This window comes from Bifidobacterium sp. MSTE12, from assembly GCF_000513015.1.
Taxonomy (GTDB): domain Bacteria; phylum Actinomycetota; class Actinomycetes; order Actinomycetales; family Bifidobacteriaceae; genus Bifidobacterium; species Bifidobacterium dentium.
In genome coordinates this window covers 44,838-59,847 of sequence record NZ_AZYA01000013.1, presented here as the reverse complement: position 1 = coordinate 59,847, position 15,010 = coordinate 44,838, and the positions used below count along the sequence as shown (strand labels likewise).

Genomic DNA, 15,010 nt, shown 5'->3' with positions numbered 1-15,010 from the left:
ATCCCGTTCCTGACGGGATTCCCTTGGACGGACTGGCCGCCCCGGGAAGATTCTTTTTCGCGTTCTCCTGTCGTCGGTCATCGGGGTCTTCTGCGGCTTTTATCACAACGCGGTCTGATTGTGCTTTCCCGAGTCCTAAGCAGGAATTCCACGTCGGCGCGTCCACAAATCCAATGTCTGGCTATCGGTTGTCTGCCGACGGTCGTCCCCGTAACATCATTGTTCAGTTATCTCAGGCGTAAGTCGACATCGGACGCCTTCTTCCTCATGTTGGGCATTATCGGCCGTCTGAGGGCCTATGTACGCTGAATTTCCTATGTTCGGGGCTATGGGCCTGTCTGTAGGATGTCTGTACGGCGTTGAGCCTCTTCATGCCTGATTGGTGCGATGCCGAAGTTGCCGGCAAGTCGCGTTATCCTGCTTGACTGTTCACCCTCCACGCGGCGCGACACGCCGATTTTGAGGTTGAGACAATGCGTTGTATCCTAATCAAGTTGCGTTTTGCAGGTGACCATTGCAGAGCGTTGCATAATTGGAGAATTCGCCTAGTGGTCTATGGCGCACGCTTGGAAAGCGTGTTGGTGTAACAGCCTCACGAGTTCGAATCTCGTATTCTCCGCCGGTAGGGCTTTCAGAGCAATCTGAAAGCCCTTTTCTTATACTGAAAAACGGCTCTTCCAACGATTCCAACCGATCTAGGCCATGCGTCGCATTGCCATCCGGTGCCTTCGACGTGGCCAGCGATTCATACAGTTGGCACCAGCGGTGACTTGCATAATAAACTTCTGCGTAGCCATGTATTGTTCCATAATCCTTGTCGAGGAGCGCAAGAGACTTGAGTAGCGTCACGTCACCATCGACGCTACCATCGACGCCGCAAGCCGACTGCGCCGCAAGGACCACTGCCGGTACGCTTATACCCATGAGCCAGCCGGCGGAACATCAGGGCTGAACCGGCCACCCGTCAGGGACCCTTTCCTGCGCATGATGAGAGGTTCCCTTCCCTCAATGCAAGGAGTGTCAGACATGGAGCAGCCAAGGCAGAGACAGGACTTCGCACGGCGGATTGCGCGTTCCTTTCTTCGAGACGGCGAACCGTTCGCCATTCGCAATGCGCGGAAAGTCGACGCCCGAGGGGTGCGGGATCATGCCTGGGTCGTGTCGGATGGCGAATCGCTCGTCGCCGTGGGCACCTCTGACGATGATTGTGAAACCGCTTGCCGTAATCTCAACATTCCAGACACTGCGGTCATGGACGCCTCGGGCGCCATCATGACTCCAGGGTATGTGGATATCCACGCCCATGGCGCATGGGGTGCATCGTTTGACGATGGTGCGGAAGGAATCGAACTCGCGCGTGCGGGCCACCTGTCGCACGGCACCACGCGGCAGGTGCTCAGCCTGATTACCAACCCGTTTGATACGATCTGTGACAATCTACGCACAATCCGCGGGCAGACGGACATGCGCTCCGACATTCTTGGCGTGCATCTCGAAGGACCGTTCCTTGCGGCGTCGCGCAAGGGTGCCCATAATCCGGAGTGCCTGTGCGATCCCGTCGATGGCTTGGTGGATGACATACTGCGGGCCGCGGATGGCTGCCTGAGGCAGATCACCATCGCTCCGGAGCTGCCCCACGGCATCAGCGCGATCCGTCGATTCGCCGATGCCGGCGTGGTTCCGGCAATCGGCCATTGCGACGCCGATTATGAGACTGCGCGTCAAGGCTTCGCCGCCGGTGCAGGCATCATGACGCATATGTTCAACGCCATGAATGGATTGCATCACCGAAGGCCCGGTCCCATTCCAGCGGCTGTGGAGGATCCGCGGGTCACCATCGAGTTGATCAACGACGGCTTCCATGTGAGCGATTCGATGGTGAAACTCGGGTTCGGCTTCGCGCCGCATCGCATTGCCTTCGTCACCGACGCCATGGCCGCCACCGGCTGTCCGGACGGTCGTTATCTACTCGGAGCGTTGGATGTGGATGTCGTCGATGGGCATGCGCGACTGATGTCCAATGGTGCCATCGCCGGCTCGACCCTGGTGCTGGAGCAGGCTGTGCAGCGTGCCGTGCTGAGATTGGGCATCAGCGCACCGGATGCCGTCGAAGCGGCCACATTGACTCCGGCCAGGGCATTCGGTTACGACAAGCCGAACCGTGTTACTGGGCGACCACTCGGCCTGCTTGCGCCAGGCTATGCGGCGGATGTTCTGCTACTCGATCCGGAAGACTGGACCATACGGCACGTATGGTGCGACGGCCACGCCGTGCGGTGAGGGGAACCGGAGTGGATCTGAGGCCTGCCCGTCGGCAACCCCTTCGTCTCATACGTTAACGGCAATGAATTATGGTGCTGTGGCTGATGGGTATTCGGCCTTATGCGGGTAGTCCACTTTGCTCGGTCCGACGTTTGATCAGTCCTCTTCTTGGGTTGCAATCGCCATGCGGTAGTGGCCTTTCGACATCGGTATCTTCATGATCGTCTACGTTCGGGATGCCGGCTATCTCCGCAAGAATCTGTTCGTAGCTGGTTTCGCTGGCGTTGTGGACTGCAATGATCCGCCCTTGGCGTAATACCGCAATGCGATCTGCAATGGCGAATACGTCCGGTAGGTCATGGCATACCATGACGACCGACCGCCCTTCTGCGCGCAGTCGTTTGATGTATTCCAGCACCTCAGCTGTTTGGATGATGGATAGTGAATCGGTCGGCTCGTCAAGCAGAATGAGATCGGGGTTATTGAGTAGCGTCTTTGCGATTGCGACGGTCCGTCGTTGTCCCATGGAAAGACTGGATATCGGTCTACTGACTTGAATGGAGGACGATAGGGTGTTGAGAACGGCTCGGGCTCTCACGTGCATGGAGTTCTCATCGCGAATTCCATAGTTGGTACGAAGTTCCTTGCCGAGGAAAAGATTGGCCGCGACGCTAAGATTCTCGCAAAACTCATTGTCTTGGAAGACCGATGCTATGCCTAGGGCGTTGGCGTTGCGGATGTCGCTGATTCTCGTTTCCTGGCCGCGGACGCGCAAGCTTCCGGTGGATGGCTGATAGAGGCCTGCGATGATTTTCACCAGTGTTGACTTGCCTGCTCCGTTGTCTCCGACAAGAGCGACGACTTCCTGATGACCGATTGTCAGGTTGACGGATTTGAGGGCTTCGACGAATTCAAAGCGCATGGAAACGTCCCGAATCTCCAACAACGGTGTGGTGTCTTTCATCAATTCTCCCTGTCGACTCTGCCTCAGCCTTGAAGCAGCTTCTTCTTTTCAGCAAGTTCGATGACCATTATGGCAGCACCGAGGGCCGAACCGCTATCTGGGTATTGTGCTGCAAGAACTTGGATTGGGGTAAGTGCGTTTGGGAATAATAGTCGTTGCAATGTTTCGGAAAATGGCTCAATGAATGTGTCTCCGGACATGGCGAGACTGCCTCCGACGACGACCATTTCCGGATCCACGGAGATGCATAAATCGCTGGCAACGGTTCCGATGCGTACTGCGGCGTCCGCAATGACGCGACGACAGCCTGGGTCACCGGCATTGGCTGTCTGCACCAGATCTTCCATGGTCATGTTGCCGTGCGTGACGCTAAGCAACGAGACGAGACGTGCCTCGTCGACGATGGTGTTGAGGCAACCGCGGTTTCCGCAGGAACATATGCTGCCCAGCGGGTCCACTTGGATGTGGCCGATTTCACCCGCAAGTCCGGTTACGCCATGCATGATGTCCCCATTGACCATGATGCCTGATCCGACGCCATCGTTGGTGCCGATATACACAAAATTCTGCTTGCCCAATGCGGCGCCCATCCTGGCTTCGCAGATGGCGGCTGCGTTTGCGTCATTGTCGACCATAACCGGCACGTGGAACGCCGTGGTCAGGGGAGTGCGGATGTCAATGCCGTCCCAGCCGGGAAGAATGCCCGGTATTGCGGCCGTTTGGGCGTGAAAATCAACGGGCGCTCCCAGTGCGACGCCGATGCCTACGATTTCACCGGCATCTGTTCCTGCGTTCTCGAGTGTTTCGTTGATGAGCCGAATCGCTCGCTCCAGCGTCGTGTCGGCTTTGTGTTTCGGCGGGAGCGGCAGTCTGTGCTCCGCAATGATGTCTTTTGAGTAGTCGATGATGACTAGGAACAGATCACGTCGGGTGATGGACAGGCCGACTCCCAATCCCTGATCGTGTGACAGGGCGACCAGCGTTGCCCTACGCCCGTTGCGTATGGTGTTATGGGTTTCCAGTTTGCCTTCTTCCACCAACTGATGCACTTGGGTGGAGACGGTTCCCGTCGATAGTCCGGTGATTTCGGCAAGTTCGATTTGCGTCATCGCGCCGAATTTATGAATGGACTCCAATAAATTCGCTTTGTTCGCTCTGCGCAAAGATGTTTGCGATCCGTTCGTTCGTCTTGCCATGAAAGCTAGCTTAACGCATGGCGGTGTCCGTAGTAATGAATTGGCGCTTTTCGAGGAAACCGAAAGACGCTGTTCCGGCTGTCTGACGGGTGATTCGGCGCCGACCAGCTAAATTCAACAAACGAACTCAAGATTTCTGAAACCTTTATATTGAGTTTGACAACTGAACGCAATCATGTATGCTTAGGGAATCCGCGGAAAAGTCCACGGATATGGACGGGCGAAGTGGCCCGCCCGTAATGTCGAAGGAGACTCTATGAGATTCACGAAGAAGGTCGTGGCACTGTTGGCGGGTGTGGCGATGTGCGCTGGCTTGGCCGCGTGCGGCGGTGCTCGAGGAGGGCAGTCGACGGGCAGCTCGGATGATGCCATCGCCAAGGGTGACACCATCGGCATCTCGATGCCCACGAAATCCGAAGAACGATGGAACAAGGACGGCAACAACCTGAAAACCAAGCTCGAAAAGGCCGGGTACAAAGTCATCCTGTCGTTCGCCGATGACAAGCCGGCTCAGCAGAACGCGGATATCGAGAACATGGTCAACAATAACGCGAAGCTCGTCGTGGTCGCTTCCAAAGACGGCACCGCGGTTGGCCCGGCGGTTGAAAAAGCCCACGATGCGGGCGCGAAGGTCATCGCCTACGACCGCCTCATCATGAACACCAAAGCCGTGGACTACTACGCCACTTTCCAGCTTGAACAGGTCGGCGTGCTCGAGGCCACCTATTTGATTGAGAAGCTGGGCCTGAAGGATGGCGCCAAAGGTCCGTTCAATATCGAACTGTTCACCGGATCCCCAGACGACAACAACGCGAAATACTTCTTCAAGGGGGCGTGGGAGCTTCTACAGCCCTACTTCGCATCCGGGGCGCTGGTCTCTCCTTCCAACCACGGTCAAGGTGTGACGAAGGATTTCAAGGTCGATGACTGGCAATCCATTTCCGTGCAATCCTGGAAGACTGAACAGGCCCAGAAGGACATGGAGTCCATTCTGGATTCCACCTATGCGCATGGCGAGAAGCTTGATGCGGTGCTTTCTCCTTATGACGGCATCACCCAAGGCGTAATCAACGCCATCGAATCCAAGCGTCCTGACATGAAGCCCGGCACGGATTCCTGGCCGTATATCACCGGTCAGGATGCCATGGAGATCGCCGTGGCGAACATCTCCAAGGGCAAGCAGGGCGAAACCGTATTCAAGGACGTCAACAAGCTGGCCGATGCGGTATACGACATGATCATCGAAATCGCCGAAGGCAAGGATGTTTCCGGCATCAACGGCAAGTTCAACAACAATACCATCGACGTGCCGTCCAAGCTGCTCGATCCACAGAGCATCACCAAGGATAACCTGTCTGATTTGGTCAAGGCCGAATACATCACCCAAGAGCGTTTCGACGAGCTGACCAAGTGACCGGCCAGCCAATAAGGGAAGTGCGGCCCATCGAGCATGCGGCCGCACACCCATCCAAATCATTATGAGGAAGTGGTGACATGTCTGAAAGAGACACCATTCTGACAATGGAAAGCATCACCAAGACGTTTGGACCGGTTAAGGCCCTTACCGATGTGAATCTTTCCGTCGAACGTGGAGAGATACATGCCATCTGCGGTGAGAACGGTGCCGGGAAATCGACACTAATGAACGTTCTCTCCGGAGTGTATCCCTACGGCAGTTACGGCGGCAGAATCATGTTCGACGGCAAGGAATGCAAATACCGTACCGTCAATGATTCCGAAGCGGACGGAATCGTGATCATCCATCAGGAACTCGCATTGAGTCCATTCCAGTCCATCGCCGAGAACATCTTCATCGGCAACGAACGGGCCAAGGGCGGAGTAATCGACTGGGACGAGACCCGTGCGCAGGCTGCCCGCCTGCTGGAACGAGTCGGACTGCCGGAAGATCCCGACTCCAGGATCGCGGATATCGGCGTAGGGAAACAGCAACTGGTGGAGATTGCCAAGGCGCTATCCAAGAACGTGAAACTCCTGATTCTCGATGAACCGACCGCGGCATTGAATGATGAGGATTCCGCGCACCTGCTGGATCTGGTACGGCAATTACGTGATGAACAGGGCGTAACCAGCATCATCATCACGCACAAGCTCAACGAGGTCGCGGCAGTCGCCGACAATGTGACTGTCATCCGAGACGGATCGACCGTCGGTCAAATGTACGTCACCAAGGAGACGCCGCTCGACCAGGACGAACTTATCCGCAAGATGGTCGGCCGTGAACTCACCAATCTTTACCCGGACCACACCTCGAATATTCCAGGTGAGGAATATCTGAGGCTGGAGAATTGGACGGTTCACCACCCGCTCGATCCACACCGCGTCATTGTCGATCATGCGAATATTTCCGTGCATGCCGGCGAAATCGTCGGATTGGCCGGACTCATGGGCGCAGGTCGTACTGAACTTGCCATGAGCGTGTTCGGCCGCTCCTACGGTTCCAACATTTCCGGTGAGATCTACATCAAAGGCAAGAGAACGGACCTGTCCGACGTCCAGTCGGCGATTGATGCAGGACTGGCATATGCCACTGAGGATCGCAAGGTGTACGGACTCAACCTTCTGCAGAACATCCGAGAGAACGCATCCCTCGCATCGCTGCGGAAGCTGAGCAGACACGGCATCATGGATGACAACATCGAACGTAAGGAAGTCAGCCAGTACCGCAGGGATTTCAACATCAAATGCCATGACATCGACGTCCAGGTATCCACTCTCTCAGGTGGAAACCAACAGAAAGTAGTGCTCGCGAAATGGGTGATCGCAGATCCCGACATCCTGATTCTCGACGAGCCCACGCGAGGCATCGACGTCGGTGCGAAATACGAAATCTACGAAATCATCGACCAGTTGGCCGATGCCGGCAAGGCGATAATCGTCATTTCATCAGAATTGCCCGAGCTGATTGGCATCTGCGACCGCATTTACACGGTCAGCCAAGGCGTTGTGACCGATAACGTCGGAAAACAAGGATTCACACAGGAGTATCTCATGCGGGGCATGACCAAAGAAAGGGAGGTGGCTGCACGATGAGCGCAAGGACCGCGACACCAGCAGCGACGAAGAACAAAACCGGCGGCCTGCTCGCCACCATCGCCAACAACGCACGACAATACGGCATTGTAGGGGCATTGCTCGTTATCGTCATCGTATTCCAGATTCTGACAGGTGGCGTCCTGCTTAAACCGAACAGTTTCGTATCGCTGATTCAACAGAACGCATATGTGATCATTCTGGCCATAGGCATGGTAATGGTCATCATTGCGACCCACATCGATCTTTCGGTCGGTTCGCTCGTGGCTTTCATCGGCGGCGTCTGTGCGTTGCTGATGGAACGACAGGGGGTCAATTGGGGTCTTGCCATCGTCATCTCCCTTGCTGTGGGACTCATCGTCGGCGTCTGGCAGGGTTTCTGGGTCGCCTATGTCGGTATTCCGGGCTTCATCACCACATTGGCCGGCATGCTGATTTTCCGAGGCCTCGCCACCGTCATCGTCGGCGAATCCGTGCCGATCACCTCTGAATCCTTCCGTGACATCGCACGTAATTACCTGCCGAACGTACTCGGATGGTGGGGGCCGTTTGATGGTCTGACCATCGTCTTGGGCATCCTGTGCATTGCGGCGTTCGCGTGGAGCCAATTGCGCAAACGCGCTCGTGCGGAGAGGGTCGGTCTTGTGGCCGAACCGATGAGCCTGACCATCATCAAGATCGTCATCGCGGCTCTTGCCATCGGCTTCGTCACCTACCTGCTTTCCTCCTCCGGAAATGCGGACCAGGGTGGCACTCCGGTTATGCTCGTCATCGTCGGCGTACTGGTGTTGATTTACAACTTCATCTTGACCAAGACCGTGTTCGGTCGTCATGTGTATGCGGTCGGTGGCAATCGTAAGGCGGCTGAGCTGTCCGGCATCAATACCAAGCGTGTGGATTTCACCCTGTTCGTCCATATGGGCTTCCTATCCGCGGTCGCGGCAGTGTGCATGCTCTCCAGACTGGCTTCCGCGACCGCGCAAGCCGGTATGGAATTCGAGATGGACGCCATCGCGGCCTGCTTCATTGGCGGTACTGCGGTAACCGGTGGCATCGGCACCATCCCCGGTGCTGTTGTCGGCGCCTTCGTGATGGGCGTCATCAACCAAGGCCTGTCCATCATGGGTGTCGATACCGCAATCGTGAAGACCATCAAGGGTCTGGTGCTCCTGGGAGCCGTCGCGGTCGACATCATGTCGAAGCGCAAGAAGAGCTGAAGTCATAGTGCCGAAGAATCTGTCGGATCCGTCCGTATGCAAGGCGGATCCGACTTTCCCATATCTCGCCTGTCCTGCAACGTCCTGAAAAAACGTCGGCTTTTGGAAGAACGCATATCTTGAAAAAGGAAACCATGATGAAACTCACCACCTCCGGCCGCGCACGTCTCTATGCGATTACCAGTGCTTCCTGCATTATTTGGCTGGTTCAGTCCGTAATCGAAGCAAACGAGGATGGAACATTGTTCTCCTATGCGACGATCATTCTCTCCCTATGTCTGGTGTTCGTCTCCGGATATTGCGCATTCAATGCGATTAGGGATTGGAACGTCAAAGATAACGAGTCGAAGCATAAGTCTGAGTGAGGGGCCATTCTCCGGACTCATTGCCAGTAAAAATAGCCGGTAGGGGCATTCGCGGCCTGCTGCAATGAGGAGACCTGCAATATCAGACCCTGCCGTTCATGCCCACTGGTGCCGTACGTGCCCTGTTCGATCGTGGCGTCGATGGTCACCCAGTCATATTCGTGCAGTTTGGCGGCTTTTGCGGTGACGGCGGTGAATCCGAATGGTGTCATGTCCAAGATGCAGCAGCTCATGAACTGGCGGGAGATCTGGAATTCGTCGGTGCCGAGCGTGGACGGTTTGCTGACGAAACCGGTGATGCGGATACGGTAACCGACGTAGGATTGTGGATTGTGGTCGATGTGTTCGAACCATGAGCCGAATTCGTCGTTGCGTACGGTGATGGTTCTACGGGTGTCATCCAATCCGTGCAGATGCCGTGCGCCGTCCGCCGCGTACACGTTGCGGGGAATGGCGATGGCCCGTCCGCCTGCGTAGATGTCGAAACCGGTGCTGCCGCCCGCCTGCTGGAACGGTATGGTGATTAGCAGTGCCGGGATGATCAACGCGACCAGCCAGCGGAATGCCGACCGTTCGGTGGCATGGAACAGGCCCAGCCATGCGGCGGCAGCCAGAATCGACAATGCGATGACGGCGATGATCAGATACGGTTTCGAACGTGGCGTGGCCAGCGAAACGTATGTGCCGCTGGCCACGCTGTATGCGATGGCCGATGCGAGCGCCGCAAAGCAGAGTCCTTCGATTCGATTGGGGAGTGATGGCCGGCTGCGCATGTCAGGCTCCGGGCATCCAATGCTGCGCGATGCAGACGGCGGTGAAGCAGGTAATGGCGAACGTGCCGATGAATCTGATGACGAAACGTGGCCGGCATGCCGAGATGAGCATCAGCGTGTTCTTCAGATCCAGCACCGGGCCGAATGTCAGGAATGCGATCAATGCCGATTGCGGTAGTACGCCTACCATGCTCGAGGCGATTACGGCGTCGGAGGATGAGCATAGTGAGCAGAGAAACGCCAGCCCCATCGCCAGGATGATCGCGAGGATGCTTGCCAGTGTGGATGTGTCGAGACCGTTTGCCGATGGACGTATATATGTGCGCGCCAGGGAGGCGATGATGGCGCTGAACAGCAGGATCGGCATCATGTGTAGAAAATCGTGGTGTGTGCAGCGTAGAAAACGGATGATCGGCGGGTCGTCCGTCATCTTACGGGCATCGTCGCCGAGGCCGGTGCTGCAGCAGGCGTCATCTGCATGCCGCGTGCATGCGGTGCGATTCTTTATCGCATAATCCGCGTAATCCGTGCGGTTCGCGTAATCCGTGGCGGTGGCGGAGCTTTTCGGCGGCCATAGCGCGAACGATGCGCCGACCGTCACGGCTATTATCATGCCCAGTCCCGTTCGCCAGAGCACCATCCATGGTTTGTCGGGAAACGCATACCAGGTGGACCATATCGCTATGGGATTCGTGACCGGTACGGCGGTCAGAAACGTGACCGCGCAGGGCAATGGCATGCGTTTGCGTACGATGCTTGCGAAGGTGGGCACTACCATGCAGTCGCATACTGGCAGGCATAATCCTGTGAGCAGGCCGATTGCGAGGCCGCCGAATGTCGAGTGTGGAATATGGCGGCGGATCAGCGATTCGCTGACGAATGTGGTGACGGCCGCCGACATCAACGCCCCCAGCATCATGAACGGGATGGCTTGCAGCATCAGTCCCGCGATGCCGGTCGTGATGCGAACCAGCGGAATGGTCAGGCCATGCGTCTCGAATGCGCGTGATGCCGCGATGAGGAAGGCTGCCAGCGGGGCGCCGACGATGAGAAAAAGATAATGGGCCGAATGGTCTGCGGGCGGATGGGAACTTTCAGCCATATCTGAAATCCTACCGGTCCAAGGTCGTTTTTCGGAGGGACGATGATTCGATTTCGTTCACTGTGAACGCTTAAGTTGCTGTTGAGTAAGGGAGTTGCGCATATCGCGCATTCGTAATGTGGAAGTCATTATGGCTGCGTTACCCTCGGTACAGTGAGAGGTGAGTCAATGAGGGGAGGCGTGATGACGGAGTATGATCGCCTGCAGCAGGAGCCGGATACGCGCGATTCCCTTGCCGCGATGGCTTCTCGAGTTTCCATGCGGACCGTCTCTCAGGATTCTTCTGAAGACACCGCCGCCACGCAGCCGCTTCCACCCAGTTTCATTCCTACGGCGACCGGTCGGATTCGCCCCGTAACCGGCGCTTTTCCGCCTGTGCAGGCTGATGCGGCCACCTCTTCCCGCGAGGCGCGTTCCGTACAGTCATCTTCCAATATCTCGTTGCGTCGCACCGAACCCATCGTGATCGAGTCTTCCGCCGCGTCGGTTCCGCGTAGGGTCTCCAGTGATCCTCGCCCCGTTGCTTAGACCGATTGGATTGACCGGATTGCTTGGCTCGATCGGATTGACGGAAGTTCACGGATGGCGAAATCGTCCTTGCTATTGCGTTTTCTTCAACGCATCTTGAAATGCCGTTGCCTGTTTGTCGTAGGCAGCCTTGGCTTTTGTGGCGGTATCGGCGGTGTTGGAAGGGTTGTTGGAGCACTGCAGTGTGCTTGGAATGTCAACTTTTTCGCCATACAGATTCGACAATTGGTCAAGATTGTAGTTGGCATCCATGCTGGTGAAAGCGGAATCCACCTGCGTTTTGAGCTGGGAAGCCTTGAAATATGAGTTGTTCATATCGATGACGGCTTGTTGACAGGTGGATACTCGGACCAGCTCGTGCGTTCGCAGCGATGCGCGCGCTCCCATCCATCCAAAGCAGATGCTGCCGATGAGCACGATAATCGCCAAGGCGGCCACAACCGTGTGCATGGCTTGTCTCGTGCGTTTGCGTTCCCGTTCCATGCTGTCGTGTACGCCTTGCATCACTGCCGTATAGAAGCGGTCCTTGGGCACGAACATGGATTTGATGATGGCAGGCTTCGAGCTGGGAACGGCATGCCGAGCTTTGTGCCTGCCATGCTTTTTGCTGTGCCGTGCTGCCATATCACCCTTCTGTGCCACTACGCTGTTAGGATGTGTGCCGCAGGCTCCGCAAGTACCTTCCTACTCCGATCGCCGCAGCATATGAAGCATGTTACCGTCTCGGCCTGTACAACAGAACAATCGGGCTATCATCATTGCAACGTATTCGCAAGGCAATGGGGCGGGGTGGTGAATGGCTACCGAAATGTTGATGAAGTATGTTTCAATGAAAAGGTCGGTAGGGATCTGCACAGTAACTATCTGACTGGAAGGAACGTTCGATGAAGATGCTGAGGGAACTTGTTTCGAGTGCGGCTGTTGCGGCGACTGCAATCACGTTGATTTTAGCGAGCGCTGTGCCCGCTCATGCACTACAGGATACCTCGATTGGCGCTGTCGAGAAATTGGCCGCCGGCGCTACCTTGGCGGATCAAGAAGAGCCTTCATCGGACAGCATGCCGGATAATCCACAGATACCGCTTCCGGATTCGATAAGTGAAAGTATTCCCGACGATGCGACAGTTGTCTCGGCGGATCTGGCCATTACGCCGGAAGGTGAGCTGAAAAATATAGAGACCGGTGAAACGGTTGAAGACCCAGGGGCGGCTGCTGCAGCGGAGGCTGGCGATCGGCAGCCTGATCCGCTTGCAAAGACGGATGGCGAATCATTCATTCCTGTGTCTGCGGAGACGGTGAAGGCTGCCGTTGAAGAGGTGCAAAGCGAAACATCCGCAGATGGACAGGGGCGAGAGAGCCAGTCTTCGTCGTCATCGGACGGTTCCATTAAATTCGCTAAGTTCGAATCGAACAGCTACGGTGCGCATTGGGGTACTTGTAACGGTACGAAAGCGTTCTTCGATTACGAAAACAATCTGTTTGTGCAGCAGGCGAAGGGTGTGGTCGATGTTTCTACATGGCAGGGCGATATCGACTGGGTTAAGGCGAAAGCCGATGGCGTAGAAGGCGCGATTATCCGTCTTGGATATGGCGAGGGTAATTCAATTGATACCAAAGCCAAACGTAACATTTCCGAATGCAAGCGTTTGGGTATTCCATTCGGCATCTATTGGTATTCATACGCCGATACCGGCAGCATGGCGAAGGCCGAGGCGAATGACATTGTGGCGAAGCTCAAGCAGGTGGGTGTAAGCGCCAAGGATCTCACATACCCGATCTACTATGACTTGGAAAAGTGGAGTGGCTGGACTGGCCATACTCCACCAACCAGTGTGAGTGCGTACGACAACATAGTTAACAGCTGGTACAACGTGATGCAGTCGAATGGGTACTCCAATCTGGGCGTCTATTCGTATACGAGCTATTTGCAGGGGCCGTTGAACAGTGCCAACATCCATGCCAAGACCCGTTGGGTGGCGCAGTACGGCGCAAAGATGGGCTTCACCAAGTTCCCTACTAATGATCGTGGCTGGCAGTATACGAGCATCGGCCATGTGGACGGCATCGATGGCAATGTGGATATGAACGCGTTTGGTAATAAGAGTTATTCGTCCGGCGGTTCGCATAATTCCGATTACACCGTGCCCTCACCGGCTCTTGATACACGTCAGCTGAGTAAGGTTTCTATTCCGAATGGGAGCTATTACATCAACGTGCGTTCGAAAATTAGTTCCAGTGTTGATATTCCGGGTGCGAGCACGGCAAATTCCACGGCGATTCAGCTGTATGCCGGCAACGGTTCAAACGCACAGCGATTCAAATTTACTCAGCAGTCTGACGGCAGTTATGAAATCGTCAATGTCAATTCCGGCAAGGCTTTGGATGTGCGCAATGCTGCAGCTGGTAATAATGCAGTTGTGCAGCAATATAGTGCGAACGGTTCTAAGGCTCAACGCTGGTTCATTCGGGATTCGGGCGTCGGCTACTACCTGCAGTCCGCATTAGGGAATTGGGTATTGGATTTGAGCGGTGGCGGCACCGCTAATGGTACTGCGATTCGCCTGTATGCACCAAACGGTTCTGCTGCGCAGATGTTCGTGGTTTCATCGAGTGATGTCAGTATCCCGACAGATACGGCAGTAACGGTTAGCTCAGGAATCAACAAGAATCTTGTACTTGATGTGACCAATGGTTCTACCGTCAATGGTGCAAGAATCCAGCTTTACGGCAGCAACGGTACGGATGCACAATGTTATCGTTTCCAGACCCTCGGCAACGGCGCTTATCGAATCGTCAACGCAAATTCCGGTAAGGTGCTGGACGTATCCGGTGGTTCGAATGTTGATGGCGCCGTACTGCAACAGTATGGCGACAATGGCACTCTTGCCCAACAATGGACGGTGCGTAATTACGGAAATGGCAAGATTGCGTTGGTATCGGTCAATGCCAATAAAGCAGTGGACGTTCCAGGCGCCAACGCTTATGCGACCGCGAAATTGCAGCTGTATTCGCCGAACGGGAGTGCCGCTCAGCAGTGGGTGGTTACGAAATGCCGGACGGTGCGCGAACGTCTGGACGATAAGGCCTGCCAACATAGAAACGATATCACTGATGGTACGTACACGTTTGGGTCAAAGCTTAGGACTTCCCTAAAACTGGATGTTAATGGAGCTTCTCAAGCTAACGGTGGTAACGTGCAACTATGGACAGGCAATGGCACCAAGGCCCAAAAGTGGAAGATTGCCCACGATTCCAGTGGATATGTGACTCTGACCAGCGTAAATTCCAATAAGGTGTTGGACGTAAGCGGCGCATTGATGACCAACGGTACCAATGTGCAACAGTATGCCGCGAACGGTACGTATGCTCAAAAGTGGATTGTGCTGAAGAATTCCGACGGATCCTACGTTATTCAATCTGCACTTTCGGAAAATATGGTACTGGATGTGGCCGGTGGCTCTGCGGCGAATGGCGCTAATGTACAGCTCTATGCTGCAAACGGCACCAATGCGCAACGTTGGCAAGTGCGATAAAGGGAGTGGATAGGTCTCG

The 15,010-nt window shown here is 55.5% G+C and carries 12 protein-coding genes and 1 tRNA gene; 8 read left to right on the top strand and 5 right to left on the bottom strand.

The features are described from left to right. Positions 1 to 534 precede the first annotated feature (534 nt). Both HMPREF1494_RS04130 and nagA read left to right on the top strand, forming a co-directional pair. Positions 535 to 619 (top strand) — tRNA-Ser (locus HMPREF1494_RS04130). Between the two features lie 389 nt (positions 620 to 1,008). Next, a complete protein-coding gene (gene nagA / locus HMPREF1494_RS04125; protein WP_034519867.1) occupies positions 1,009 to 2,280 on the top strand; it encodes an N-acetylglucosamine-6-phosphate deacetylase in 1,272 nt (423 codons plus the stop codon). Positions 2,281 to 2,380: 100 nt separating this feature from the next. Here the strand turns inward: nagA and HMPREF1494_RS04120 are convergent, their stop codons facing one another. Together HMPREF1494_RS04120 and HMPREF1494_RS04115 are read right to left on the bottom strand one after the other, a co-directional pair. Continuing rightward, on the bottom strand, positions 2,381 to 3,226 hold the full coding sequence (locus tag HMPREF1494_RS04120; RefSeq protein ID WP_034519864.1) for an ATP-binding cassette domain-containing protein: 846 nt from the start codon (positions 3,224 to 3,226) through the stop codon (positions 2,381 to 2,383). Between the two features lie 23 nt (positions 3,227 to 3,249). Further along, positions 3,250 to 4,422, bottom strand: coding sequence for an ROK family transcriptional regulator (locus HMPREF1494_RS04115; protein WP_003843239.1), 1,173 nt, complete (start codon positions 4,420 to 4,422; stop codon positions 3,250 to 3,252). Positions 4,423 to 4,678: 256 nt separating this feature from the next. Between HMPREF1494_RS04115 and HMPREF1494_RS04110 the strand changes: the two genes are divergently transcribed. From HMPREF1494_RS04110 to HMPREF1494_RS04095, 4 genes are all read left to right on the top strand, one after another. After that, on the top strand, positions 4,679 to 5,836 hold the full coding sequence (locus HMPREF1494_RS04110) for a substrate-binding domain-containing protein (RefSeq protein ID WP_003843240.1): 1,158 nt from the start codon (positions 4,679 to 4,681) through the stop codon (positions 5,834 to 5,836). A gap of 80 nt (positions 5,837 to 5,916) precedes the next feature. Beyond that, positions 5,917 to 7,473 carry a sugar ABC transporter ATP-binding protein gene (locus HMPREF1494_RS04105; RefSeq protein WP_003838500.1) on the top strand — a complete coding sequence of 519 codons (1,557 nt, stop codon included), beginning with the start codon at positions 5,917 to 5,919 and terminating at the stop codon, positions 7,471 to 7,473. Continuing rightward, positions 7,470 to 8,690, top strand: a complete 1,221-nt coding sequence (mmsB, locus tag HMPREF1494_RS04100; protein ID WP_034519856.1) for a multiple monosaccharide ABC transporter permease — start codon at positions 7,470 to 7,472, stop codon at positions 8,688 to 8,690. Before HMPREF1494_RS04105 ends, mmsB begins: the two co-directional genes overlap by 4 nt. Before the next feature lie 134 nt (positions 8,691 to 8,824). Further along, positions 8,825 to 9,055 carry a hypothetical protein gene (locus tag HMPREF1494_RS04095; RefSeq protein WP_003838504.1) on the top strand — a complete coding sequence of 77 codons (231 nt, stop codon included), beginning with the start codon at positions 8,825 to 8,827 and terminating at the stop codon, positions 9,053 to 9,055. A 17-nt stretch (positions 9,056 to 9,072) separates the two neighbouring features. On the opposite strand, the gene HMPREF1494_RS04090 is transcribed toward HMPREF1494_RS04095, so the two are convergent. Beyond that, a complete protein-coding gene (locus tag HMPREF1494_RS04090; RefSeq protein ID WP_034519848.1) occupies positions 9,073 to 9,828 on the bottom strand; it encodes a TIGR03943 family putative permease subunit in 756 nt (251 codons plus the stop codon). Between the two features lies 1 nt (position 9,829). Then, complete coding sequence (locus HMPREF1494_RS04085) at positions 9,830 to 10,930, bottom strand: permease (protein WP_034519845.1); 1,101 nt, start codon at positions 10,928 to 10,930, stop codon at positions 9,830 to 9,832. A 183-nt stretch (positions 10,931 to 11,113) separates the two neighbouring features. Between HMPREF1494_RS04085 and HMPREF1494_RS04080 the strand changes: the two genes are divergently transcribed. After that, positions 11,114 to 11,458: a hypothetical protein gene (locus HMPREF1494_RS04080; protein ID WP_003843245.1), complete on the top strand. Its 345-nt coding sequence runs from the start codon at positions 11,114 to 11,116 to the stop codon at positions 11,456 to 11,458. Between the two features lie 72 nt (positions 11,459 to 11,530). Here the strand turns inward: HMPREF1494_RS04080 and HMPREF1494_RS04075 are convergent, their stop codons facing one another. After that, positions 11,531 to 12,082: a hypothetical protein gene (locus tag HMPREF1494_RS04075; protein ID WP_034519840.1), complete on the bottom strand. Its 552-nt coding sequence runs from the start codon at positions 12,080 to 12,082 to the stop codon at positions 11,531 to 11,533. A gap of 260 nt (positions 12,083 to 12,342) precedes the next feature. Here HMPREF1494_RS04075 and HMPREF1494_RS04070 point away from each other — a divergent pair, with 260 nt between their 5' ends. Next, positions 12,343 to 14,991 (top strand): RICIN domain-containing protein, encoded by a 2,649-nt coding sequence (locus HMPREF1494_RS04070; protein ID WP_034519837.1) that lies wholly within the window; start codon positions 12,343 to 12,345, stop codon positions 14,989 to 14,991. The last annotated feature ends 19 nt before the right edge of the window (positions 14,992 to 15,010 follow it).

Excerpts from the sequence above, each read along its gene's own strand:
- HMPREF1494_RS04080 (WP_003843245.1), top strand. The coding sequence starts at position 11,114 with ATGACGGAGTATGATCGCCTGCAGCAGGAGCCGGATACGCGCGATTCC.
- HMPREF1494_RS04090 (WP_034519848.1), bottom strand. The coding sequence starts at position 9,828 with ATGCGCAGCCGGCCATCACTCCCCAATCGAATCGAAGGACTCTGCTTT.
- HMPREF1494_RS04085 (WP_034519845.1), bottom strand. The coding sequence starts at position 10,930 with ATGGCTGAAAGTTCCCATCCGCCCGCAGACCATTCGGCCCATTATCTT.
- mmsB (WP_034519856.1), top strand. The coding sequence starts at position 7,470 with ATGAGCGCAAGGACCGCGACACCAGCAGCGACGAAGAACAAAACCGGC.
- HMPREF1494_RS04115 (WP_003843239.1), bottom strand. The coding sequence starts at position 4,422 with ATGGCAAGACGAACGAACGGATCGCAAACATCTTTGCGCAGAGCGAAC.
- HMPREF1494_RS04110 (WP_003843240.1), top strand. The coding sequence starts at position 4,679 with ATGAGATTCACGAAGAAGGTCGTGGCACTGTTGGCGGGTGTGGCGATG.
- HMPREF1494_RS04075 (WP_034519840.1), bottom strand. The coding sequence starts at position 12,082 with ATGGCAGCACGGCACAGCAAAAAGCATGGCAGGCACAAAGCTCGGCAT.
- HMPREF1494_RS04105 (WP_003838500.1), top strand. The coding sequence starts at position 5,917 with ATGTCTGAAAGAGACACCATTCTGACAATGGAAAGCATCACCAAGACG.
- HMPREF1494_RS04120 (WP_034519864.1), bottom strand. The coding sequence starts at position 3,226 with ATGAAAGACACCACACCGTTGTTGGAGATTCGGGACGTTTCCATGCGC.
- HMPREF1494_RS04070 (WP_034519837.1), top strand. The coding sequence starts at position 12,343 with ATGAAGATGCTGAGGGAACTTGTTTCGAGTGCGGCTGTTGCGGCGACT.
- nagA (WP_034519867.1), top strand. The coding sequence starts at position 1,009 with ATGCAAGGAGTGTCAGACATGGAGCAGCCAAGGCAGAGACAGGACTTC.
- HMPREF1494_RS04095 (WP_003838504.1), top strand. The coding sequence starts at position 8,825 with ATGATGAAACTCACCACCTCCGGCCGCGCACGTCTCTATGCGATTACC.